This is a genomic window from Paraburkholderia piptadeniae, from assembly GCF_900007165.1.
In the GTDB taxonomy this organism is placed as follows: Bacteria; Pseudomonadota; Gammaproteobacteria; order Burkholderiales; family Burkholderiaceae; genus Paraburkholderia; species Paraburkholderia piptadeniae.
This window is the reverse complement of the sequence record NZ_CYGY02000002.1, coordinates 66552-88814: the sequence shown is the minus strand read 5'-3', so window position 1 is coordinate 88814 and position 22263 is coordinate 66552. Positions and strand designations below refer to the sequence as shown.

The window sequence follows — 22263 nt, the reverse complement described above, 5'->3', positions numbered from 1 at the left end:
CCTCAGTTTTTAACAGTTTGTTGCATGTCCACGCAAGCCGCTTTACACACGGTTTCACGTGCCAGCGACAGGCTGCAAAGGCCCTTACGACCTGCACTATCGCGCGCACAAAAATCTCGCGCGCGAATTGCCGCCTCTCGCATGCAGCGTCGCTGGGCTAGCACCGTTTTTCTTCTTCTACCAAAACGGAGACAGCTCGATGAATCATCCCGCATTTGCAGGCCAACCAACCGTCGAAGCGCCTGCCTGGGTCAAACACCAAAAACTGATCGAGTGGGTGCAGCGCATCGCGGCGCTGGCGAAGCCTGAGCGGATTGTCTGGTGCGACGGTTCACAGGAGGAATACGACCGCCTGTCAGCGCAGATGGTCGCAGCCGGCACTCTCATAAAGCTCAACCCGGCCAAACGGCCGAATTCCTATCTCGCGTGCTCTGATCCATCCGACGTCGCGCGCGTCGAGGACCGCACATTCATCTGCTCGCAGCGTCGCGAGGATGCCGGTCCGACCAACAACTGGATCGAGCCCGCCGAAATGCGCGCGACGCTCGACGGCCTGTTCGACGGCGCGATGCGCGGCCGCACGATGTATGTCGTGCCGTTCTCGATGGGGCCGCTCGGTTCGCCGATCGCGCATATCGGCGTGGAACTGACGGACAGCCCGTACGTCGTCACGAACATGCGGATCATGACGCGCATGGGCCGCAAGGTGTACGACGTGCTCGGCGAGCATGGTGAGTTCGTGCCGTGTGTTCATTCCGTCGGCGCGCCTCTCGCGGCTGGCCAGAAAGACGTGCGCTGGCCTTGCAACGACACGAAGTACATCGTGCATTTCCCGGAAGCCCGTGAAATCTGGAGCTACGGCTCGGGCTATGGCGGCAACGCGCTGCTCGGCAAGAAGTGCTTTGCGCTGCGCATCGCGTCGACGATGGGCCGCGACCAGGGCTGGCTCGCCGAACACATGCTGGTGCTCGGCGTGACATCGCCGGAAGGCAAGAAGCATCACGTTGCGGCCGCGTTCCCGTCGGCTTGCGGCAAGACCAATTTCGCGATGCTAATTCCGCCGCGAGGAATGAACGGCTGGAAGATCACGACGATCGGCGACGATATCGCGTGGATCAAGCCGGGCAAGGACGGGCGGCTCTACGCGATCAACCCGGAAGCGGGCTATTTCGGTGTCGCGCCGGGCACGAGCGAAAAGACGAACTTCAACGCGATGGCGACGCTGAAGGAAAACGTCATCTTCACAAACGTCGCGCTGACCGACGACGGCGACGTCTGGTGGGAAGGCATGACGGACGAACTGCCGGCGCACCTGATCGACTGGCAGGGCAACGACTGGACTCCGGCGATCGCGAAGGAAACGGGCCGCAAGGCCGCGCATCCGAATGCGCGCTTCACGGCGTCCGCTTCGCAATGTCCTTCGATCGACGCCGATTGGGAAAACCCCGAGGGCGTGCCGATCGACGCGTTCATCTTCGGCGGGCGCCGCTCGACGACGGTGCCCCTCGTCACGGAAGCGCGCGACTGGGTGGAAGGCGTCTACATGGCCGCGACGATGGGCTCCGAAACGACGGCTGCGGCGGCTGGCCAGCAGGGCGTCGTGCGGCGCGATCCGTTCGCGATGCTGCCGTTCTGCGGCTACAACATGAGCGACTACTTCGGCCACTGGCTGAAAACGGGCGCAAAGCTCGAGCAGATGAGCGTGCGCGCGCCGAAGATTTTCTGCGTCAACTGGTTCCGCAAGGGCGACGACGGCAAATTCGTGTGGCCCGGGTTCGGCGAGAACATGCGCGTATTGCGCTGGATGGTGGATCGGATCGAAGGCAGGGCGCAGGGCGAGGAGCACGCGTTCGGCATTTCGCCGCGCTACGAGGACATCGACTGGAACGGACTCGATTTCACCCGCCAGCAGTTCGAAAAGGTAATTTCCGTCGATGACGCGGCGTGGCGCAAGGAACTGGAGTTGCATGCCGAACTGTTCGACAAGCTGAAGCACGGGCTGCCTGCGGCACTGCAAGATACGCGAAGCGCGCTGGAGAAAAAGTTCGTCGCATAGTCATGTGAGCGTTCACTGACATGCGACCAAGCCGCCTTCGGGCGGCTTTTTTACGTCCTCGCTCGGCCCCGCGACGATGCTTTCGACCTTGTCGGCGCCGCCGACGGGGTGCTTTCGCTATTCATGCTTTTTGGACGTTTTCGACGCAACGCAGCAAATTGTTTCGGCAATAGAAACAATCGACTGTTAGCCATTCCGCCCTCGAAGATATTGACTCGAATTTTTATAAAATTTCCGGAATCTTGGGCAACTTCTGCAGGATTTCCCTGGTCGTAGGAAAATTCCAAGTGTGCTTCCTGTTCCGAGGGAGCTGTAATACGGCAGGAGTTGTCCATGGATCATTTGCAGTCGATGCGAGTATTCGTCAAGGTGGCGGATCTCGGAAGTTTCGCCCGCGCGGCTAGCGCGATGGATATTTCGAACGCAGTCGCAACCCGTCACGTCGCCGATCTCGAAGGCCGTCTTGGTACCCGACTGCTCAACCGCACCACCCGTAGTCTTTCTCTGACCGAATCCGGTCAGGTTTATCTCGAACGCGCCCGCCAGATTCTCGACGAGCTAGAGGATGTCGAGCAGATGGTCGTCGCGCGCAATCACGAGCCCGTCGGCACGCTGCGCATCGTCGCGCCCGTCGTGTTCGGACTGCATAACCTCGCTCCCGTGCTCCAGACGTATGCCGAGCGCTATCCCAAGGTGATTCCCGATGTGACGCTGGTCGATCGTCAGGTGGATCTCGTTGAAGAAGGTTTTGACGTGGGCGTTGTGATCGCGCGCCATATGCGCAGCGCGAGCATCGTGACGCGCCGTCTGACGACGGGCTGCATGACCGTCTGCGCGACGCCGGCTTATCTCGAGAAGCACGGCACGCCGACGCGGCCGGAGCAGTTGCTGGAGCATCCGTGCCTGTCGCTGCCGTCTGAATACTGGGGCGACGAGCGTGTGTTCACGGGTCCGGACGGCGAAGTGCGCGTGCGTCCGACGAACGTGATCGTCGCGAACAACACGGAAATGCTGCGTCAGTTCGCGCTGCTCGGCATGGGCATCGCGATCCTGCCGAGCTACCTGATCGGCCGCGATACGACGCGCGGCAAGCTGGTGCGTCTGTTGAGCGACTATCGTCTGCCGCAGGTAGAGATCAACATCGCGTATCCGAGCCGGCGTCACCTGCCGGCCAAGGTGCGCACGTTCATCGATCACCTCGTCGAGCATTTCAACCAGACGCCGAACAGCCAGCTTGGCGAGCAGTGGGTGAAGGATGGCGTGGACCGGACGCCGGCGATGCTGGAATCCGCGACTATGTCGATGCCGCCCGAAGCGTTCGATGGCGCCGAGCCGCTGTCGAGCCTGCTGGACGCCGATATTCCCGCGAAGCCGTCGACGCGCACGATGAACCGTTCGCGCAGCGTCGTCTCGTCCACGCACTGACCGAGGGACCGATACTGATGCGCGCCTGTTGAAGCGAACAGGCGTAAGTGCCGCGCAAAGACGCGGCACGTTATCGCGGAAGATAAAAAAACGCAGTCGCCTGTTAAGGCTGACTGCGTTTTTTGTTGCGCGGACGATTGCGGCGCGAACCGCGCGGGCCTTATGAGCCCGTCTTGCGCGTCGCGGTCTTCGTTGCCGTCTTTGTGGCGGCCTTCTTTGCAGGCGCTTTCTTGGCCGCGGCCGTTTTTGCTGCGGCCTTTTTCACGGGCGCTCCATTCGCGGCCTCCGCATCGTCAGCGACAGGCGCCGCCTTGCCCGCGGACTTCGCGGCCGCCGTTTTGGCCGCGGCTTCCTTCGCTTCCTTCTTTTCGAACTCGAAGCCGATCTTGCCGTCGTTCTGCTTGACGAGATAAGCCTTGAAGTTGCGGCCCGTGCGCGACGATTTGAAATTCGTCAGCAAGTCGGTACGTCCGTCCTGCAGCAGCTTGGCCATCTGCTCGCGAGCGATTTCCTGCTGCAGGATGACCTTGCCCGAGCGGAAATCGCACGTCTTCGGATTCGCGACCGAGTTCTCGCAGACGTAGCTCATGCCGTGCTCGAAGACCTTGCCGCGGCACTTTGGACACGCGCCGACGGACTCCTGCTCGGAAAAATCCGGTGCCTCGCCGTCTTCGCCGCCCTGATCCTGGCCGAAATCGAATTCGAGCTTGTAGTTCTTCGTTTCGTCGTCGAACGAGAGCTTGAGAATCGCGGAAAACGGCCGGCCCATCTTGCTGCGGAAACCCGACAGCGGCCCGATTTCCTTCTTCTGCAACAACTCCTCGACTTCTTCGATTTCGAATTGCCGGCCGCCCGGAATCTTCGAGATCGAGAACTCGCATTTCGTGCAGGCGAAACGGCGATAGTTTTCCTTCACCTGTCCGCCGCAATTCGGGCAAGGCGTTTGAAGCGTCGCGTAGTCGCCGGGAATCGTGTCGGAATCGTATTCCTTCGCGCGCTTGACGATGGTCTGCGTCATGCGGGCGATTTCCTGCATGAACGCGTCGCGCGGCAGCTTGCCGCGCTCCATTTGCGACAGCTTGTATTCCCATTCGCCCGTCAGTTCCGGCGCGGTCAGCTCCTTCACGCTAAGGCCGCGCAGGAGCGTCATCAGCTGGAAAGCCTTCGCGGTCGGAATCAGCTCGCGGCCTTCGCGGACCAGATACTTTTCGCCGAGCAGCCCTTCGATGATCGCCGCGCGCGTGGCCGGCGTGCCAAGCCCCTTCGCGGCCATCGCTTCGCGCAGTTCGTCGTCTTCGACAAGCTTTCCCGCGCCTTCCATCGCCGAGAGCAGCGTTGCTTCGTTATAGCGTGCGGGCGGCTTCGTAACCAGTTGCTGTGCGGCGATCTTGTCCGTCTTGACCTTCTCGTCCTTTTTCACCGGGACGAGGTTCGCATCTTCGCCGCCCGTTTCGCGGCCATAGACCTGAAGCCAGCCCGCTTCGACGAGCACCTTGCCTTCGGTCTTGAAATGATGGCCGACGACCTCCGTGATGCGCGTGGTGACGCGGTACTCGGCAGCGGGGAAGAACACGGCGAGGAAGCGCTTGACGACGAGGTCGTACAGCTTCTGCTCGGGTTCGGACAGCACTTTTGGCGCCTGCAGCGTCGGGATGATGGCGAAGTGATCGCTGATCTTCGAGTTGTCGAAGATTCGCTTGTTCGGCTTCACCCAGCCCTTGTCGAGCACCTGCTTCGCGTGCGGCAGATAGTTGTTGCTCTCCTTGAGCATCTCCATCGTGTGCTTGACCGTCTCCAGGTAGTCTTCCGGCAGCGCGCGCGCGTCGGTACGCGGATAGGTCAGCACCTTGTGCTTTTCGTACAGCGCCTGGGCGAGCGCGAGCGTGTTCTTCGCGGAGAAGCCGAAACGGCCGTTGGCCTCGCGCTGGAGACTGGTGAGGTCGAAGAGCGCCGGCGACAGCTGCGTCGATGGCTTCGATTCTTCCGTCACATTGCCGAGCTGCCCGCGACACGCGGCGACGATCGTTTCCGCAGCCGGCAGGCTCCAGAGACGCGAATCGCGCTTTTCTGGATCGAATTCGTCCTTCTTGAACTTCGGGTCGAACCAGCGGCCTTCGTAGAAGCCCGCGCCGCAGACGAATTCCGCCTTCACTTCCCAGTAATCGCGCGGCACGAAGCGGCGAATCTTTTCTTCGCGCTCGACCACGATCGACAGCGTCGGCGTCTGCACGCGCCCGACCGTGGTCAGGAAGAAACCGCCGCCCTTGCTGTTGAACGCGGTCATCGCGCGCGTGCCGTTGATGCCGACGAGCCAGTCCGCTTCCGAGCGGCACCGCGCGGCGTCCGCGAGCGGTTGCATCTCGGAGTCGCTGCGCAATTGCGCGAAGCCCTCGCGGATCGCTGCGGGCGTCATCGACTGCAGCCACAGACGCTGCACCGGCTGTTTCGCTTTTGCGTGCTGCGCGATCAGGCGGAAAATCAGCTCACCCTCGCGCCCCGCGTCGCATGCGTTAATCAGTCGGTCGACGTCTTTTCGCCTGATCAGCTTGTTCAACGCCTTCAGCCTGGATTCGCTCTTTGCGATCGGATTCAGGTCGAAATGGGGCGGAATAACGGGGAGATTGGCAAAACTCCATTTCCCCCGTTTGACTTCATATTCTTCCGGCGCGGCGATCTCGAGCAGATGGCCGACCGCCGACGAGAGAACGTAGTCGTCGCTCTCGAAGTACTCGTCATGCTTGGTAAAACCGCCCAAAGCCCGCGCGATGTCGTTCGCGACGGATGGCTTTTCGGCGATGATCAGTGCTTTGGACATGACTGAAAATAAATTGATGGATTCGGGTTGGTACCTCGGGTTTTCCCGCCCGGGTTTGGCACCCATTAACGACCGCTTTATAGCACACGCCGCAGCAGCGGCAATCGCTGGGCCCAAAAAAGCGGGTCATCATAATTGCGCGCAGATCGATTGGGCAAGCGTGTGACGGCCGTTGTCAGGTGCGCCTTTCGAAGGCACGTCGTGCGACTTTTGCCGCGTCCGGCAGCGATTTCCGCAATCGCCGTGCCGATCCGGCGGCCGCCGCGGCCGCGCGCAGCGCAAACAGGCTTGATTTGTTGCGTTTCGGGTACGAATCAGGCTTCAAGTAACGCTGGGCGCATTTTCAGCGCGCCCTTGACGCCCGGCAGCGCGGTCAGATCGACGAGCATCCGTTCGACGATCGACGCTTGCGGCAATACCGTTCCAAAGAACCGGGTGGTCGTGCCGTCCTCGATAAGAATTGTTGGGAAATTCTCAACATCAAGGTCGTCAAAACGGTCCGCGTGCGTTTCGATATCGATCCACGCAAAGCAAATTTCGGGATGCTTGTCCGCCAGCACGTCGAACGCCGCGCGATATTCCCGGCAGGTGCCGCACCATTCCGCGCACAGGCACGCAACGAAAAGCGTCTCGCGGTCATTGACGCGCTCAGCGATCCGTTTTGAGTCTGTGTCCAGGTTGAACGCGGGCATGGCGGTTCCTTCGGCGTGACATGGTTATTTCGCGCGAATGTAGCACGACGCGTTACGCACCGTGCGCAGCGCGAACGTATCGGCCGCCGGGCAGCGCACACAGTTCGCCAGTCAGCTCCAGACGCAGCAGCGTGCTTTGCAGCAGCGTATCGTCCATTTCGGTGCGCTCGGCCAGAATTTCAAGCGTCGCAGGCGAATGGCCAAGCGCGTCGAGCAGGCGCCTGGCCTCGGCAGTCAATGCGCCATCGCCTTCGCCGCGCGCGGAATCGTCGGCGGAAGGCGTCTGCGGGAGCGCCTGCAGACGGCGCGCCGGCACGGGCACGGGCGCAGGCGGCGGTATGGCGAATCCCAACTCTTCGAGCACATCCTCCGGCGTTTCGACGAGCTTCGCTCCCTGCTTGATCATCCGGTGGCAGCCGCGCGCCAGCGGCGCGTGGATCGAACCCGGAATCGCGAACACGTCGCGGCCCATTTCGTTGGCAAGCCGCGCCGTGATCAGCGAGCCAGAGCGCATGGCCGCCTCGACGATCAGCACGCCGCTCGCGAGTCCCGCGATCAGCCGGTTACGTTGTGGAAAGTGCGCGGAGCGGGCTGGTGTGCCGAGCGGCCATTCCGACATGATCGCGCCGCGCTCGGCGATCTGTTCCGAGAGAGCTTGATGCGAAGACGGGTAGACGAGATCGGCGCCTGTCCCGATGACGGCGATCGTACTGCCGCGTCCCTGAAGCGCGCCGCGATGTGCCGCGCCGTCTATGCCCAAGGCCAGCCCCGACACCACGGTCAATCCCGCGTCGGACAGCGTGCGCGCAAAGCGGGCGGCGTCTTCGAGACCCTGCGGCGTCGCGCTTCGGCTGCCGACGACCGCGACGCCGCGCGCATGCAGCAACTCGATGCGTCCCTTTACATATAGCAGCGGCGGTGGATCGGGCATGGTCAGAAGCGCAGGCGGGTAGGCGGGATCGTCGAGCGTGACGAGCGCGTTGCCGGGCAATTCGCGCCATGCCCGCGCCGCATCGAGTTGCGTGGCGAAGTCCAGTGCGGGCGGCGTAAGGGCGGCGCGGGCGGAGGCTTCGTCGGTTGCCTGAGCGAGCGCGGCGAACGGTTGCGCGAGCACCGCGTCGGGAAGGCCGAAGGCGGTCAGCATCTGGCGGAGTGCCGCCGGCTTCAGTCCGGGCGCCAGCGCGAGCCGCAGCCAGGCGGACAGTTCGTCGTCAGTGAGGGGAAGGGTCTGCATCGCTTGCGTCCTCGCGCACGGCAACCGGCCTGGCGGTCGCCATGCTAAAATTTTCATCATCCGAAATAAACCGAAACCACTGCTGCGCCGCGTTCGCGCGCGCCGGCCGACATGCGTTTGGGCATTGAATCGATACGGTTCGGTCACCATCTATCGTGTGCGTGTCGCGATCGGCGAACAACCTGGCCGAATGGCTATTGCGCGACTGTGTTCAACTGCGTCGGCGCCCAATCAATTTCAGGACCATGGCTTTACTCAACATTCTTAATTACCCGGACAAGCGTCTGCACAAGATCGCGAAGCCGGTCGAAAAGGTCGATGACCGTATCCGCAAGCTCGTTGCAGACATGGCCGAGACCATGTACTCCGCGCCCGGCGTGGGTCTCGCGGCAACTCAGGTCGACGTGCACGAGCGCGTGATCGTGATCGACGTGTCGGACACGCACGACGAGCTGCGCGCGTTCATCAATCCGGAAATCCTCTGGTCGAGCGACGAAAAGAAGATCAACGAGGAAGGCTGCCTGTCGGTGCCGGGCATCTACGACAACGTCGAGCGCGCCGAGAAAGTGCGCGTGCGCGCGCTGAACGAGAAAGGCGAAACGTTCGAGATCGACTGCGAAGGGCTGCTCGCCGTCTGCATCCAGCACGAAATGGATCACCTGATGGGCCGCGTGTTCGTCGAGTATCTGTCGCCGCTCAAGCAGACGCGCATCAAGAGCAAGATGAAAAAGCTCGCGCACGCAATGTGACGCCATGAGCCATTCGTTGCGCGTCATCTTTGCCGGCACGCCGGAATTCGCCGCCGCGGCGCTCGCCACGATTCATGAGGCCGGCTTTCCGGTGCCGCTCGTCCTCACCCAGCCGGACCGTCCGGCGGGCCGCGGCATGAAACTGCAGGCGAGCCCCGTCAAGCGGTATGCGCAGGAGCACGGCATCGAAGTCGCGCAGCCGCCCTCGTTGCGCCGTAGCGGCAAATTTCCGGCGGAAGCTGCGACCGCCATCGACCAGTTGCGCGCCACGCCGCACGACGTGATGGTGGTGGCCGCTTACGGTTTGCTGTTGCCGCAGGAAGTGCTCGATATTCCGCCGCGCGGCTGCATCAACATTCACGCTTCGCTGCTGCCGCGCTGGCGCGGCGCCGCGCCGATCCACCGCGCGATCGAGGCAGGCGACGCGGAAACGGGCATCACGCTGATGCAGATGGACGCGGGCCTCGATACGGGCGCGATGATTTCGGAAGTGCGCATGCCGATCCACGACACCGATACGACTGCGACGCTCCACGACCGTCTCGCCGAAGCGGGCGCGAAGCTGATCGTCGATGCGCTGATCGAACTGGAGCGCAGCGGCAAGCTCGCTTCGACGCCTCAGCCCGCCGATGGCGCGACTTACGCCGAGAAGATCGGCAAGCACGAGGCGGCGCTCGACTGGCGCCGTCCTGCAGCGGAACTCGCGCGGCAGGTGCGCGCGTTCGATCCGTTCCCCGGCGGCGCGGCGACGCTCGACGGCACGGTGCTGAAAATCTGGTCGGCGTGCGCGGTCGAAGCGCCACGCAACGCCGAGCCCGGCGCAATTGTCGATGTGACGCCGGAAGGCATCGTCGTGGCGTGCGGCGAGGGCGCGCTGCGCATCGCGCAACTGCAAAAGCCCGGCGGCAAACGCCTCGCCGTGCGTGATTTCCTGGCCGGGTCGACGCTTGCTGCCGGCCAGCATTTCGACCTCGTGCAGCCACAATAAGCGACAGGTTATCGGGCGGCGCAATCTGCCATTCGGCCAGGTCACGCCGACTTCGTCCGGAGCGTTAGAATCTTCGATGCAACCCTGCCTGAAGAGGTTTCCATGTTCGGCATCACCCATTTCGAGTTCTTCATCGCCGCCGTTTTTCTGCTCAACGTCACGCCCGGTCCCGACACCGCTTACATCGTCGGCCGAAGCGTCGCGCAAGGGCGCGGCGCGGGGCTGATGTCGGCGCTGGGCATTTCGGCGGGATGCTGCGTGCACTCGCTCGCCTGCGCATTTGGGCTGACGGCGCTGCTGGCCGCGTCCGCGACCGCGTTCACCGTGATCAAGTTCGTCGGCGCGATCTACCTGATTTACCTGGGCGTGCGGCTCATCCTGATGAAGCCGGAAGCTGCCGAGGCGGCAGGCGCTGCGCGCGCGACCGGCGCGCCGAAGTCGCTGCGCCAGCTTTTCCTGCAAGGCTTCTGGACCAACGTGCTGAACCCGAAGGTCGTGCTTTTCTTCGTGTCGTTCTTTCCGCAGTTCGTGTCCGCAGGCAGCGACCACAAGACCTTCGCGTTTCTCACGCTCGGTGTCGTTTTCGTTGCGATGAGCATGGTATGGAACAGCTTCGTCGCGTGGATTGCGGGCAGCGTCACGCGCAAGTTCTCCGGTAAGCCGGGCGTCAAGAAGTGGCTGGATCGCGGCGTCGGCAGTGCATTCGTGGGGCTTGGCATCAAGCTCGCCACAGCAACGCGGTGATTGAATTTTTCCCGCTCGTCCATATCTAACAGTTCGCTTACAATCGTTCGCCGCGAATTGGCGGCATCAATAAAGATCCGCGTGACGGGCAAGGAGTTCTGGATATGTTCAACTGGGTGAAAACCGCGATGCTGATGGCCGCAATCACGGCGCTCTTCATCGTGATTGGCGGCATGATCGGCGGCCAGCGCGGCATGATGCTCGCGTTGCTGATCGCGCTCGGGATGAATTTCTTTTCGTACTGGTTTTCGGACAAGATGGTCTTGCGCATGTACAACGCGCAGGAAGTGGACGAAACGAGCGCGCCGCAGTTCTACCGGATGGTTCGCGACCTGGCGACGCGCGCCAATCTGCCGATGCCGCGCGTCTACCTGATCGACGAAGAACAACCCAATGCATTCGCGACGGGCCGCAATCCCGAACACGCGGCCGTGGCCGCGACGACGGGCATTCTGCGCGCGCTGTCCGAGCGTGAAATGCGCGGCGTGATGGCGCACGAACTGGCGCACGTGAAGCACCGCGACATCCTGATCTCGACCATTTCGGCAACGATGGCAGGCGCGATTTCCGCGCTCGCGAACTTTGCAATGTTCTTCGGTGGCCGCGACGAGAATGGCCGCCCGGCAAACCCGATCGCGAGCATTGCCGTCGCGCTTCTCGCGCCGATCGCGGGCGCGCTGATCCAGATGGCGATTTCGCGGGCGCGCGAGTTCGAGGCGGACCGTGGCGGCGCGCAGATTTCGGGCGACCCTCAGGCGCTCGCGTCAGCGCTCGACAAGATCCACCGCTACGCGAACGGCATCCCGTTCCCGACGGCCGAGGCGCACCCGGCCACCGCGCAGATGATGATCATGAATCCGCTATCGGGCGGTGGCATCCAGAACCTGTTCTCGACGCACCCGTCAACGGAGGAGCGCATTGCGCGTCTGATGGAGATGGCACGCACGGGGCGCTTCGAATAAACGAACGCTGGGATCGTTCTGCAGGGCATCCCGCGACGGGAGCGCAAAAAAGGGCGAGTTGGACTCGCCCCTTTTTTTTTCTGGCTCGAAATCCGCGCCATCGCTGACGTGCTTCGAAAGACCGTCGAAGGCCAGCGCGCCAGTCCCCGGTCGGCGTCACGCTACAATGTGGCGTTTGCGCGACACCCTCCGTAAGCGCCCGTTTTCCGCCCGTTCATGACCCGAAAGCCTTCTCAGCGTCCCATTTCGCCGCCGCGTTCGCGCGACACCCGTCTGTCGACATTGCATCTCGCGCCTGAATCGCTCGCCTTCGCGCTCGACTGCGCAGCCCAATCGGTCGGCGCCGTTCGCCTGGGCGCGGCACTGCCCGCAGCCCTGCATTCGATTTTCATGTCGCTGCCGGAAGGTGTCGCGGCGGCGTCGCGTGGCGCCGTGCAAGACATCGCGTACCGAACGATGCGCCGGCTCGGCACGGCCGAATGGCTAGTCGCGAAGCTCGTGCGCAAAGCACCGCCGCCGCATGTCGGACACGTGCTGGTCTGCGCGCTCGCGTTGCTCGTCGATGAAGAGAGCAACGCTGCCTACGCGCCGTTCACGGTCGTCGATCAGGCCGTGAATACGATCGGCGCGCGGCGCGAGTTTGCGTTCGCGAAGGGGCTGGTCAACGCGGTGCTGCGTAACTTCTTGCGTGAACGTGAATCGCTGCTGGCCGACGCGCAGAACGATGAAGTCGCTCGCTGGAACTACCCCGTCTGGTGGATCGACACCGTTCGCAAAGCATGGCCCGATGCGTGGCAAGACATTCTCACCGCTGGCAACAGCCAGGGTCCGCTGACGCTTCGCGTGAGCGCGCGTCACGCGACAGTCGATGCGTATCTGCAAACGTTGCGCGAGCATCAGATTCCGGCGACACAGATCGGCGATCACGCGGTGCGTCTTGACGCGCCGATGCCCGTCGATCGGATTCCGGGCTTCAACGAAGGCGTCGTCTCCGTGCAGGACGCGGGTGCGCAGCTCGCGGCGCAATGGCTCGGCGTGCGCGACGGCATGCGCGTGCTCGATGCGTGCGCGGCGCCCGGCGGCAAGACGGGTCATCTGCTCGAACTCGCGAACATCGACCTGATCGCGCTCGAAAGCGATGCGACGCGCGCGCGGCGTATCGGCGAAAATCTGCAGCGTGTGAAGCTGAACGCGCACGTGCGCATCGGCGACGCAGGCAATCCCACTCAATGGCACGACGCCGCCGATCAGCCATTCGATCGCATTCTCGCTGACGTGCCTTGCTCCGCGTCGGGCATCGTGCGCCGCCATCCGGACATTCGCTGGCTGCGCCGCGCGTCGGACATTCCCGCGCTCGTCGAAGAACAGCGCCGCATTCTCGAAGCGCTGTGGCCGCTCGTCAAACCGGGCGGAGAATTGCTGTACGTTACGTGCTCGATCTTTCCCGAAGAAGGCGAGTTGCAGGCCGAGTGGTTTGGAAACCGACACGCGGATGCGGTACGATTGGACGCGCCGGGGCAACTGCTCCCAGCAGTCGCCCGCGCGCCCGCCGATGTTTCGGCTGGCGCCCGCGCCGGACAAAGCACTGGTTCGAGCTTAGACCACGACGGATTCTTCTACGCGCGCTTTCAGAAACGGTGATCATCAAACGCTTTCTTCCGCTACGGCTCGCGGCGGCGCTCTGGATTGCGCTAGCCCTTTGCCTCACGGCAGCCGGACCGGCGCGTGCCGAATCGATCGCCGTGCAGCGCGCGTCCCTGCAATCCGACGGCAGCGGGTGGAGCCTCGACGCGCGCTTCGACTTCGAGCTGAACAGCAATCTCGAAGATGCCGTCAACAAAGGCATACCGCTTTACTTCACAACGGACTTCGAACTGAGCCGGCCGCGCTGGTACTGGTTCGATGAACAGCCGGTGAGCGTATCGCAAAGCATTCGACTATCGTTCCAGCCGCTCACGCGCGAGTACCGCGTATCGACGGGCGGCCTGCAACTCGGCTTCGCCTCGCTCAACGAGGCGCTGGCCGTCATCAAGCATGTCACGTCGTGGCACGTGATCGATCGCAACCAGGTTCATGCGGGAGAAACGTACAACGCATCGGTGCGTATGCAACTCGATATCGCATTGATGCCCAAGCCGTTCCAGATCGACGCGGTCAACAACCGCGACTGGAACCTTGCTTCCGACTGGAAGCGTTTTACTTTCACGGTGACCGAACGTGCTAAATAAAGTGCGCCGCGCCACCAGTGTCAGCAGCATTGTCGTCCGGTTGCTCGTGTCGACGGTGGCCGTCACGGCCGTCCTGCTGCTCGTGCTGCTCGCGGCGGCGAGCGCGAACACCGAGTTCTTCGACCGCTACTATGGCTGGCTCTATGCGGCCAATGTCGCGGTTGCGCTGATCTTCATGCTGATCGTCGCAGTGCTCGTGGTGATCATCGTCACGCGATTACGCAAGGGCAAATTCGGCACGAGGCTGCTCGCGAAGCTCGCGTTCTTCTTCGCGCTCGTCGGCGTGGTGCCGGGCGGCATCATCTACATCGTGTCGTATCAGTTCGTGTCGCGCAGTATCGAGTCGTGGTTCGACGTGAATGTCGAAACCGCGCTCACGTCGGGGCTGAATCTCGGACGCGGGATGCTCGACGCATCGCTGTCCGATCTGCAGACCAAGGGCCGTCTGATGGCCGAGCAGCTCGCGAGCGCCGATTCCGCAGGGACGACGCTCACTCTGCTGCGTCTGCGCGATCAGTTCGGCGTGCAGGACGCGACGATCGTCGAGCCGACGCGCAGCATGTCGGGCGCGGCGCCGGACATGCACGTCGTCGCGCAGGCGACGAGCAACTATGCATCGCTCGTGCCGAGCGACCTGCCCACGCCGATGATGATCGATCAGGCGCGCGGCCGCGGCTTCGCGTCGATCGAAGGCGAAGTGGACGGCGATCCCAAAGCGCGCGGCGCAAAGGGTGCATTGCGTCTGCGCATCGTGCAGCGCATTCCCGACACCAACGCGTCGCTGCTGCAACCCACTGAGCGCTTCCTGCAACTCACGCAGCCGGTGTCGCAGACATTGGCGCGCAATGCGGATGCCGTACAGCGCGCATATCGCGAGTACCAGGAGAAGGCGATCGGGCGCACAGGCCTGCGCAAGATGTACATCGGCACGCTGACGCTCGCGCTCTTTCTCGCAACCTTCATCGCGATGATGCTTGCTCTCGCGCTCGGCAATCAGCTTGCGCGGCCGCTGTTCCTGCTCGCGCAGGGCACGAAAGAAGTGACGGAAGGCGACTACACGCCGAAGCGCGAAATCAAGTCGCGCGACGAACTCGGCTTCCTCACGCAGTCGTTCAACGCGATGACGCGGCAGTTGTCGGAAGCGCGTGCAGCCGTCGAGGCCAACCGCGTCGCGCTCGAACATTCGAAGGCTTACCTCGAAAGCATTCTCGCGAACCTGACAGCGGGCGTGTTCGTGTTCGACCGGCAGTTTCGTTTGATGACGGTCAATCGCGGCGCGGAACGCATCTTCCGCCAGCCGTTCGCGTCGATGCTCGGTTCGTCGCTCGAGCGCATTGGCGTGTTGAGCGAATTCGGCGCGATGGTGCGCAAGGCGTTTGCCGATCTCGAAGCAGCGGGCGGCGATCAGGACGACACGGGACACTGGCAGCAGCAGATGGCCCTGCAAATACCGGGCGAAACCGATCCGCTGACGCTGCTCGCGCGCGGCGCGCGGCTCGTATCGGCGGCGGGCAACGACAGCGACGATGAAGAGACGTCCGGCTATGTCGTCGTGTTCGACGATATTTCCGACGTGATCTCCGCGCAGCGTTCGATCGCATGGGGCGAAGTCGCGCGGCGTCTCGCGCACGAGATCAAGAATCCGCTGACGCCGATCCAGCTTTCCGCTGAACGCTTGCAGATGAAGCTCTCCGACAAGCTCGCGCCGTCGGATGCCGAAGTATTGAAACGTGGCGCTACTACAATCGTGAATCAGGTTGCGGCGATGAAGCAGATGGTCGACGATTTCCGCGACTATGCGCGCACGCCACCTGCCGTGCTCGCGAATCTGCAACTGAACGAACTCGTGAGCGAAGTGCTCACGCTGTACGGAATCGAAGAGGGCAAGAGCGCGATTGTCGTCGAAATGGCGGACTTGCCCGTTATACGCGGAGACGCGACGCAATTGCGTCAGGTGATCCATAACCTGCTTCAGAACGCGCAGGATGCTGTCGCCGATGTCGAGCACCCCCGTGTGTTGCTCGAGACGAGGACAGTAGAATATGGCGATCCCGATGCAGACGGCAAAGTGAGCGTCGCAGTGCGATTGACCGTGTCGGACAACGGTCCGGGCTTCCCCGCGCGCATCCTTACGCGCGCGTTCGAACCTTATGTGACGACCAAAGCCAAAGGTACAGGTCTCGGACTTGCCATGGTCAAGAAGATCGTCGATGAACACGGCGCACGAATCGATATACGCAATCGTCTGAAAGCAGGCGACGTAATCGAAGGCGCGCAAATTTCCATCCTCTTCCTTCAACTCGCAGATAACAATGCTGCGGCGCCTGGAAGCGGGCCGCAGGCGGTGCACGGCAGCGCGCCGCAGGGAAAGACAAAAGCAACAGTGCAGACAAGGGCAGCGTAAATGGCAACCATCCTGGTGGTAGATGATGAAATGGGCATCCGGGAATTGCTCTCGGAGATCCTGAGCGACGAGGGACATGTCGTGGAAGTCGCGGAAAACGCACAGGAGGCGCGTGACTACCGGCTTCGTCAGGCACCTGATCTGGTGCTGCTCGACATCTGGATGCCCGATACCGATGGCGTAACGCTGCTCAAGGAGTGGGCCGCGCAAGCGCTTCTGACGATGCCCGTCATCATGATGTCGGGCCACGCGACCATCGATACCGCTGTCGAAGCGACGAAGATCGGTGCGCTTAACTTCCTCGAAAAGCCGATCGCGCTGCAAAAGCTGCTGAAGGCGGTCGAGCAGGGGCTTGCGCGCGGTAGCGCGTCTCCCGCTGCGGGCGGCATGGCGGCCAAGCCGGCGATGGCTGCGAATGCGTCGGCTGTGGCATCGGCGGCGGCGCTGCCGATGATGTCCGCGGACAACATGGGCGGCGGCATGCTGTCGGCGCAGACAGCGTCGATTTCGTTCGATATTCCGCTGCGTGACGCGCGCGATGCGTTCGAGCGAGCGTACTTCGAGTATCACCTCGCGCGCGAGAACGGCAGCATGACGCGCGTCGCGGAGAAGACCGGGCTCGAACGTACGCACCTGTATCGCAAGCTCAAGCAGCTGGGCGTCGATCTCGGCAAGAACAAAGGCGAGTAGGCAGAGGGCCTTTTTCGGTTGGAAGTTTTTTCGGGAAGGGCTTGAGAAACAGAAAATCGCTTGCTATACTCTCGCTTCTTCGTTGGCCCGGTAGCTCAGTTGGTAGAGCAGCGGATTGAAAATCCGCGTGTCGGTGGTTCGATTCCGCCCCAGGCCACCAGGATTCGGCCCCAGGAAATCGCAAGATTCCTGGGGCTTTTCCTATGTGCGGACGATATGCCGATTCGCCGCGGGACATCGCGCGGCGCGCCGCGAGCGGCGCAAGGCTCCGCGTGATAAAATCACGTTTTATCAAGGACTTGCCACGTGTTCTTCGCAAGTCCTTTTTCGTTTCAGGTCCGAGGCGGCGTGCGGCGTGAAACTCCTTGGCGGACAATTGGCGGTATAAATCCAGGCAGCTTGGCGCGTGAAAGCCGCAGCCTATACTGCTTGAGCCGGCATCGGTGCCGGCCCGCGCGCCGCCAGGCACTGCTTGTGCGCGGCATCAACCTACACGGAGTTTGGCAGTGACCCGCAAAGACGCCAAGAGTAGCGCCCTGGTGCTGTTTTCCGGTGGCCAGGATTCGGCCACCTGTCTCGCCTGGGCGCTGGATCGGTACGAAACCGTCGAAACGCTGGGTTTCGACTACGGGCAGCGGCACCGGGTCGAGCTCGAATGCCGCGAGGGTTTCCGCAGCGCAGTGGCGCGCACGTTTCCCGAGTGGGGCGAACGGCTCGGCGACGATCACATGATCGATCTGTCCGTGCTCGGCTCGATCAGCGAAACGGCGATGACGCGCGACATCGAGATTCACGCGGCATCGAACGGCCTGCCGAACACCTTCGTGCCCGGCCGCAATCTGATGTTCATGACGATTGCGGCGGCGATTGCGTATCGTCGCGGGTTGCGCGTGCTGGTCGGCGGAATGTGCGAGACGGACTTTTCCGGCTACCCGGACTGCCGCGACGACACGATGAAGGCGCTGCAAGCCACGCTGAATCTCGGCATGGACAGCCGCTTCGTGCTGGAGACGCCACTGATGTGGATCGACAAGGCGGACACGTGGCGCCTCGCGCATACGCTGGGCGGCGACGCACTGGTCGAGCTGATCCGCATCGAAACGCACACCTGCTATCTCGGCGAGCGCTCGGAGTTGCATGCGTGGGGATTCGGCTGCGGCGAGTGCCCTGCCTGCCGTTTGCGCAAGCGCGGGTACGAAGCATATCTGAACGGCGAGCAGGTCACGGAACCGGCCTAAGCGAAAGAGACATCAACAGGCTTCACGGAGCATCAGGCAGAAGCAGCATGACGTACGCGGTCAAGGAAATTTTCTACACGTTGCAGGGTGAAGGCGCGAACGCCGGGCGCCCGGCCGTGTTTTGCCGGTTCGCCGGATGCAATCTGTGGTCGGGTCGTGAAGAAGATCGCGCCGACGCCGTGTGCAAGTTCTGCGATACCGATTTCGTCGGCACCGACGGCGAGAACGGCGGCAAATTCCGCACGCCCGAAGAGCTGGCCGCGAAGATCGCTTCGTTGTGGCCGGAAGGTGAAGATCAGCGTTTCGTGGTGTGCACGGGAGGCGAGCCGATGTTGCAGATCGACCAGCCGTTCGTCGACGCGCTGCACGCGGCCGGCTTCGAAATCGCCATCGAGACGAACGGCTCGCTGCCCGTGCTCGACACGATCGACTGGATCTGCGTGAGTCCGAAAGCCGACGCGCCGCTCGTGCAGACCAAAGGCAACGAACTGAAAGTGGTGGTGCCGCAGGAGAACCAGCGTCTCGCCGACTACGCGAAGCTCGACTTCGATTATTTCCTCGTGCAGCCGATGGACGGCCCTTCGCGCGACATCAATACGAAGCTCGCGATCGAGTGGTGCAAGCGCCACCCGCAGTGGCGCCTGTCGATGCAGACTCACAAGTACCTGAACATTCCCTGATTTGCCGTGCTGACGATTACCCGAAAACTCGAATTCGATGCGGGCCACCGCATTCCCGATCACCGCAGCCAGTGCCGTAATCTGCACGGGCATCGCTACGTGCTGGAAATCACGCTGCAAGGCGATCTCGTCGAAACGGAAGGCGCGCCCGATCGCGGCATGGTGATGGATTTCGCCGACGTGAAGGCGCTCGCGAACGAGCATCTCGTCGACAAGTGGGATCACGCGTTCCTCGTCTACGAAGGCGATACGCAGGTGCGCGGTTTTCTGGATTCGATGGCTGGTCACAAGACGGTCGTGCTCGACCGCATTCCGACCGTCGAAAATCTCGCGGCCGCCGCGTTCGAGATTCTCGCGAACGTCTACGACGCGCACTACGGCGTCAATCTGCGTCTGCACAAAGTGCGTCTGTATGAGACGCCGAATTGCTGGGCCGACGTGGTCCGCGACTAAACGGTTTATTGTCAAGGTATGATCGTTTCGATAATCACACGGAGCGAGACATGCCGGTCACCGCGATTTGCAGCGGGCGCCACGCCCGCCACAATGACGACACCTTTCACGTCGGCCGTTCGGGCCGCGTAGTCTTTCGCTCAAGTCTGTGCTCGGCCGCGTTCGACGGCGACGGAGGCGCGCAATGAGCACGTTCACGAATCCACTCAAGCTGCGCCTGAAAGAGCCCGACCCGCTGTTCGGCATGTGGCTGTCGCTCGGCAGCGACAGCGCCGCCGAAGCGCTCGCGCACGCCGGTTTCGACTGGCTGCTGATCGATATGGAGCACGCGCCGAACGACAGCATCGACGTGACGGGGCAATTGCGCGCAATTGCGGCAGCGCATCTGCCGACGGAGCCCGTCGTTCGCTTGCCCGCCGTCGAGCCGTGGCTCGTCAAGCGCGTGCTCGATGCGGGCGCGCGCACGCTGATGTTTCCGAACATCGAGACGGCTGACGAAGCGGCCCATGCGGTCCGGCTAACGCAATATGCGACAGCCGAAGGACCGGACGGCCTGCGTGGCGTCGCAGGCGCGGTTCGTGCAGCGGCATACGGAATGCGACGCGACTATTTGCAGAACGCGAACGCGCAAATTGCCACGATCGTACAGATCGAATCGACGCGCGCCCTCGAGCATCTGGAGCAGATCGCGGCGACACCGGGCATCGATTGCCTGTTCGTCGGACCGGCGGATCTCGCGGCGAGTCTCGGTCATCTCGGCGATTCAAAACACCCTGAAGTCCAGGACGCGATGAAGCACATTTTGGATGTTGCGCATCGGGCGCGCGTCGCGACGGGCATTTTTGCCATGGATGTCGCGAGCGCGCGGCAATACCGGTCGGAAGGCTTTCGTTTCATCGCGCTCGCTGCCGACGTAATGTGGCTGTTGCGCACCACGCGACAGGCATTGCAGGAGGTTCGGTCATGAAGCTGGTGTCGTTGAGCGCAGCGCGCATAGCAGGTTGCGCGGCTCGCGCTGTCGTATTGACCGCATTGGCGGCGGGCGCGGCGGCGCATGCGCAGAGCAAGATGCCGCCCGCGTCGGATCTGGAAACGCAAACGGCTGTCGCCGATTACAACGCCGGCAACTTTACGTCCGCGCTTGCCGAATTTCGCAAGGCCGCACAGCGCGGCAGCCGTCTCGCCGAATTCAACTACGCGATGATGCTGCTGAACGGCGAAGGCGGTCCTGTCAATGTCGAAGAAGGCAAGAAGTGGCTGCGCAAGGCCGCTGACGCCAATATGTCGCATGCGCAATACGTGTACGGGAAGATGTACGACGACGGCGAGTTCGTCACGCGCGATCCCGTGGAGGCGCATCAATGGTTTCTGAAGGCTGCGCAGCAAGGGCACATTCAGGCCGAACTGGCGCTCGCGAACCAGTTTCTCGACGGACGCGGCACCGCGCGTGACAATCAGCAGGCGTTCGTGTGGTACAAGAAGGCCGCCGAGGGCGGCGACATGACCGCGCAGTACGTGACAGGCTCGTTCTACGAGCGCGGCGGCGATGGTGTTCCGCAGAATCTGAACGTTGCGCGCGCCTATTACGCGGCGGCGGCCGCGCAAGGCGATCCGGCGGCGCGGCTCAAGTATCAGCAACTAAGCGCGCAACTGCGCGAGTCGCACGAAGCGAAGCCTCAATAAAAAACGGCGCCTGACAATTTTCAGGCGCCGTTTTGCTATGCGAATAGGACGTAGGACTCGCGGATTAACTCTGCATCAGACGCTTCTGCCGTCCGACGTTCATGATGAGACCAATCGCAAAACCGAGCGTCGTCAGTGCGGTGCCGCCGTAACTCATGAACGGCAAGGGCACACCCACCACGGGAAGAATCCCACTCACCATGCCGATGTTCACGAACGCGTAGGTGAAGAACGCCATCGTCAGCGATCCGGCCAGTAATCGGCCGAACAGTGTCGCGCCATTCGCCGCGATGTACAGACCGCGTGCGATCAACGCCATGTAGAGCGTCAGCAGAACGACGCCGCCCGCCAGACCGAATTCCTCGGCGAACACCGCGAAGATGAAGTCGGTGTGCTTCTCCGGAATGAATTCGAGGTGCGCCTGCGTGCCCTTCAGCCAGCCCTTGCCGAGCGGGCCGCCCGAGCCGATCGCGATCACGGCCTGAATCGTATGGAAGCCTTTGCCCAACGGGTCGGATGTCGGATCGAGCAGCGTGCAGATGCGGTGCTTCTGATAATCGTGCATCAGCGGCCATTGCACTTCCGGCTGGCAGATCTTGTCCTGGAAAGTCGCAATCGCGCCGACTGCAATCACGCCCGCGACCAGCACGGGCACGATCAGCTTGAAGCTCAGTCCCGCGAAGTAGATGACGAAGAGCCCCGATGCGAACACGAGCACGGCTGTCCCGAGATCGGGCTGCTTCGCGATCAGGCCGACGGGCACGGCGAGAATGATCAGACCGACGATGTAATCCCACCAACGGATATTGCCCTCGCGCCGCTGGTAGTACCACGCGAGCATCAGCGGTGTCGCGATCTTCAGGATCTCCGACGGCTGGATCACGACGCCGACGTTGATCCAGCGCTTGGCGCCTTTCCGCGTCAGGCCGAACATCGCGACGGCCACGAGCAACGCGACCCCGAATGTGTAGATGGGAACGGCGAAGCGCATCAGCGTCGTAGGCGGGATGTTGGCCAGCACCCACATCAGCCCGAACGTCAGGATGATGTTGCGCAACTGGTCTTCGACACGTCCGGGCATGTCAATGCTCGCGCTATAAAGCGTCACGATGCCCACGCACAGCAGCAGGAATACGATCAGTGCGAGCGGGCGATCGAACCCCGCGAACATGTTCTTGATGCGATCGAGCCAGGCGCGCTTGTCGATTTGCATGCCTTTCTC

At 62.5% G+C, this 22263-nt stretch carries 19 protein-coding genes and 1 tRNA gene; 16 read left to right on the top strand and 4 right to left on the bottom strand.

All coding sequences use genetic code 11. From position 1 onward, the window contains the following. Positions 1 to 199: 199 nt before the first annotated feature. Both BN2476_RS00740 and BN2476_RS00735 read left to right on the top strand, forming a co-directional pair. Positions 200 to 2056 (top strand): phosphoenolpyruvate carboxykinase (GTP), encoded by a 1857-nt coding sequence (locus BN2476_RS00740; RefSeq protein WP_087732289.1) that lies wholly within the window; start codon positions 200 to 202, stop codon positions 2054 to 2056. A 333-nt stretch (positions 2057 to 2389) separates the two neighbouring features. Beyond that, positions 2390 to 3481, top strand: a complete 1092-nt coding sequence (locus BN2476_RS00735) for a LysR family transcriptional regulator (RefSeq protein WP_087732245.1) — start codon at positions 2390 to 2392, stop codon at positions 3479 to 3481. Between the two features lie 160 nt (positions 3482 to 3641). On the opposite strand, the gene BN2476_RS00730 is transcribed toward BN2476_RS00735, so the two are convergent. The 3 genes from BN2476_RS00730 to dprA form a co-directional block, all read right to left on the bottom strand. Continuing rightward, positions 3642 to 6296 (bottom strand): DNA topoisomerase III, encoded by a 2655-nt coding sequence (locus tag BN2476_RS00730; protein WP_087732244.1) that lies wholly within the window; start codon positions 6294 to 6296, stop codon positions 3642 to 3644. A 314-nt stretch (positions 6297 to 6610) separates the two neighbouring features. Beyond that, positions 6611 to 6988 (bottom strand): thioredoxin family protein, encoded by a 378-nt coding sequence (locus BN2476_RS00725; RefSeq protein ID WP_087732243.1) that lies wholly within the window; start codon positions 6986 to 6988, stop codon positions 6611 to 6613. Positions 6989 to 7040: 52 nt separating this feature from the next. Continuing rightward, positions 7041 to 8222, bottom strand: a complete 1182-nt coding sequence (gene dprA, locus BN2476_RS00720; protein WP_087732242.1) for a DNA-processing protein DprA — start codon at positions 8220 to 8222, stop codon at positions 7041 to 7043. Positions 8223 to 8467: 245 nt separating this feature from the next. On the opposite strand from dprA, the gene def reads away from it, so the two are divergent. From def to BN2476_RS00650, 14 genes are all read left to right on the top strand, one after another. Beyond that, positions 8468 to 8971 carry a peptide deformylase gene (gene def, locus BN2476_RS00715; protein WP_087732241.1) on the top strand — a complete coding sequence of 168 codons (504 nt, stop codon included), beginning with the start codon at positions 8468 to 8470 and terminating at the stop codon, positions 8969 to 8971. Positions 8972 to 8975: 4 nt separating this feature from the next. Continuing rightward, complete coding sequence (fmt, locus tag BN2476_RS00710; protein ID WP_087732240.1) at positions 8976 to 9959, top strand: methionyl-tRNA formyltransferase; 984 nt, start codon at positions 8976 to 8978, stop codon at positions 9957 to 9959. Positions 9960 to 10061: 102 nt separating this feature from the next. Next, positions 10062 to 10703, top strand: coding sequence for a LysE family translocator (locus tag BN2476_RS00705; protein WP_087732239.1), 642 nt, complete (start codon positions 10062 to 10064; stop codon positions 10701 to 10703). Between the two features lie 104 nt (positions 10704 to 10807). Further along, on the top strand, positions 10808 to 11665 hold the full coding sequence (htpX, locus tag BN2476_RS00700) for a zinc metalloprotease HtpX (protein ID WP_087732238.1): 858 nt from the start codon (positions 10808 to 10810) through the stop codon (positions 11663 to 11665). A gap of 216 nt (positions 11666 to 11881) precedes the next feature. After that, positions 11882 to 13306, top strand: coding sequence for a 16S rRNA (cytosine(967)-C(5))-methyltransferase RsmB (gene rsmB / locus BN2476_RS00695; RefSeq protein ID WP_087732237.1), 1425 nt, complete (start codon positions 11882 to 11884; stop codon positions 13304 to 13306). Continuing rightward, complete coding sequence (locus BN2476_RS00690) at positions 13303 to 13893, top strand: DUF4390 domain-containing protein (RefSeq protein ID WP_087732236.1); 591 nt, start codon at positions 13303 to 13305, stop codon at positions 13891 to 13893. Before rsmB ends, BN2476_RS00690 begins: the two co-directional genes overlap by 4 nt. Next, positions 13883 to 16297 (top strand): sensor histidine kinase, encoded by a 2415-nt coding sequence (locus BN2476_RS00685; RefSeq protein ID WP_087732235.1) that lies wholly within the window; start codon positions 13883 to 13885, stop codon positions 16295 to 16297. The genes BN2476_RS00690 and BN2476_RS00685 overlap by 11 nt, the downstream gene beginning before the upstream one ends. Next, entirely contained in the window at positions 16298 to 16987 is a 690-nt protein-coding gene (esaR, locus tag BN2476_RS00680; protein WP_087732234.1) for a response regulator transcription factor EsaR, read from the top strand. A gap of 84 nt (positions 16988 to 17071) precedes the next feature. After that, positions 17072 to 17147, top strand: a tRNA-Phe gene (locus BN2476_RS00675). 346 nt (positions 17148 to 17493) lie between these two features. Beyond that, positions 17494 to 18225 carry a 7-cyano-7-deazaguanine synthase QueC gene (gene queC, locus BN2476_RS00670; protein ID WP_087732288.1) on the top strand — a complete coding sequence of 244 codons (732 nt, stop codon included), beginning with the start codon at positions 17494 to 17496 and terminating at the stop codon, positions 18223 to 18225. A gap of 47 nt (positions 18226 to 18272) precedes the next feature. Next, positions 18273 to 18905, top strand: coding sequence for a 7-carboxy-7-deazaguanine synthase (queE, locus tag BN2476_RS00665; RefSeq protein WP_087732233.1), 633 nt, complete (start codon positions 18273 to 18275; stop codon positions 18903 to 18905). Between the two features lie 9 nt (positions 18906 to 18914). Further along, positions 18915 to 19358, top strand: a complete 444-nt coding sequence (gene queD, locus BN2476_RS00660; protein WP_087732287.1) for a 6-carboxytetrahydropterin synthase QueD — start codon at positions 18915 to 18917, stop codon at positions 19356 to 19358. A gap of 184 nt (positions 19359 to 19542) precedes the next feature. Next, positions 19543 to 20325 carry an HpcH/HpaI aldolase family protein gene (locus BN2476_RS00655; RefSeq protein WP_087732232.1) on the top strand — a complete coding sequence of 261 codons (783 nt, stop codon included), beginning with the start codon at positions 19543 to 19545 and terminating at the stop codon, positions 20323 to 20325. After that, positions 20322 to 21041: a tetratricopeptide repeat protein gene (locus BN2476_RS00650; protein ID WP_087732231.1), complete on the top strand. Its 720-nt coding sequence runs from the start codon at positions 20322 to 20324 to the stop codon at positions 21039 to 21041. The genes BN2476_RS00655 and BN2476_RS00650 overlap by 4 nt, the downstream gene beginning before the upstream one ends. Before the next feature lie 64 nt (positions 21042 to 21105). Here the strand turns inward: BN2476_RS00650 and rodA are convergent, their stop codons facing one another. Next, a complete protein-coding gene (gene rodA, locus BN2476_RS00645) occupies positions 21106 to 22254 on the bottom strand; it encodes a rod shape-determining protein RodA (protein WP_087732230.1) in 1149 nt (382 codons plus the stop codon). Between the last annotated feature and the right edge of the window lie 9 nt (positions 22255 to 22263).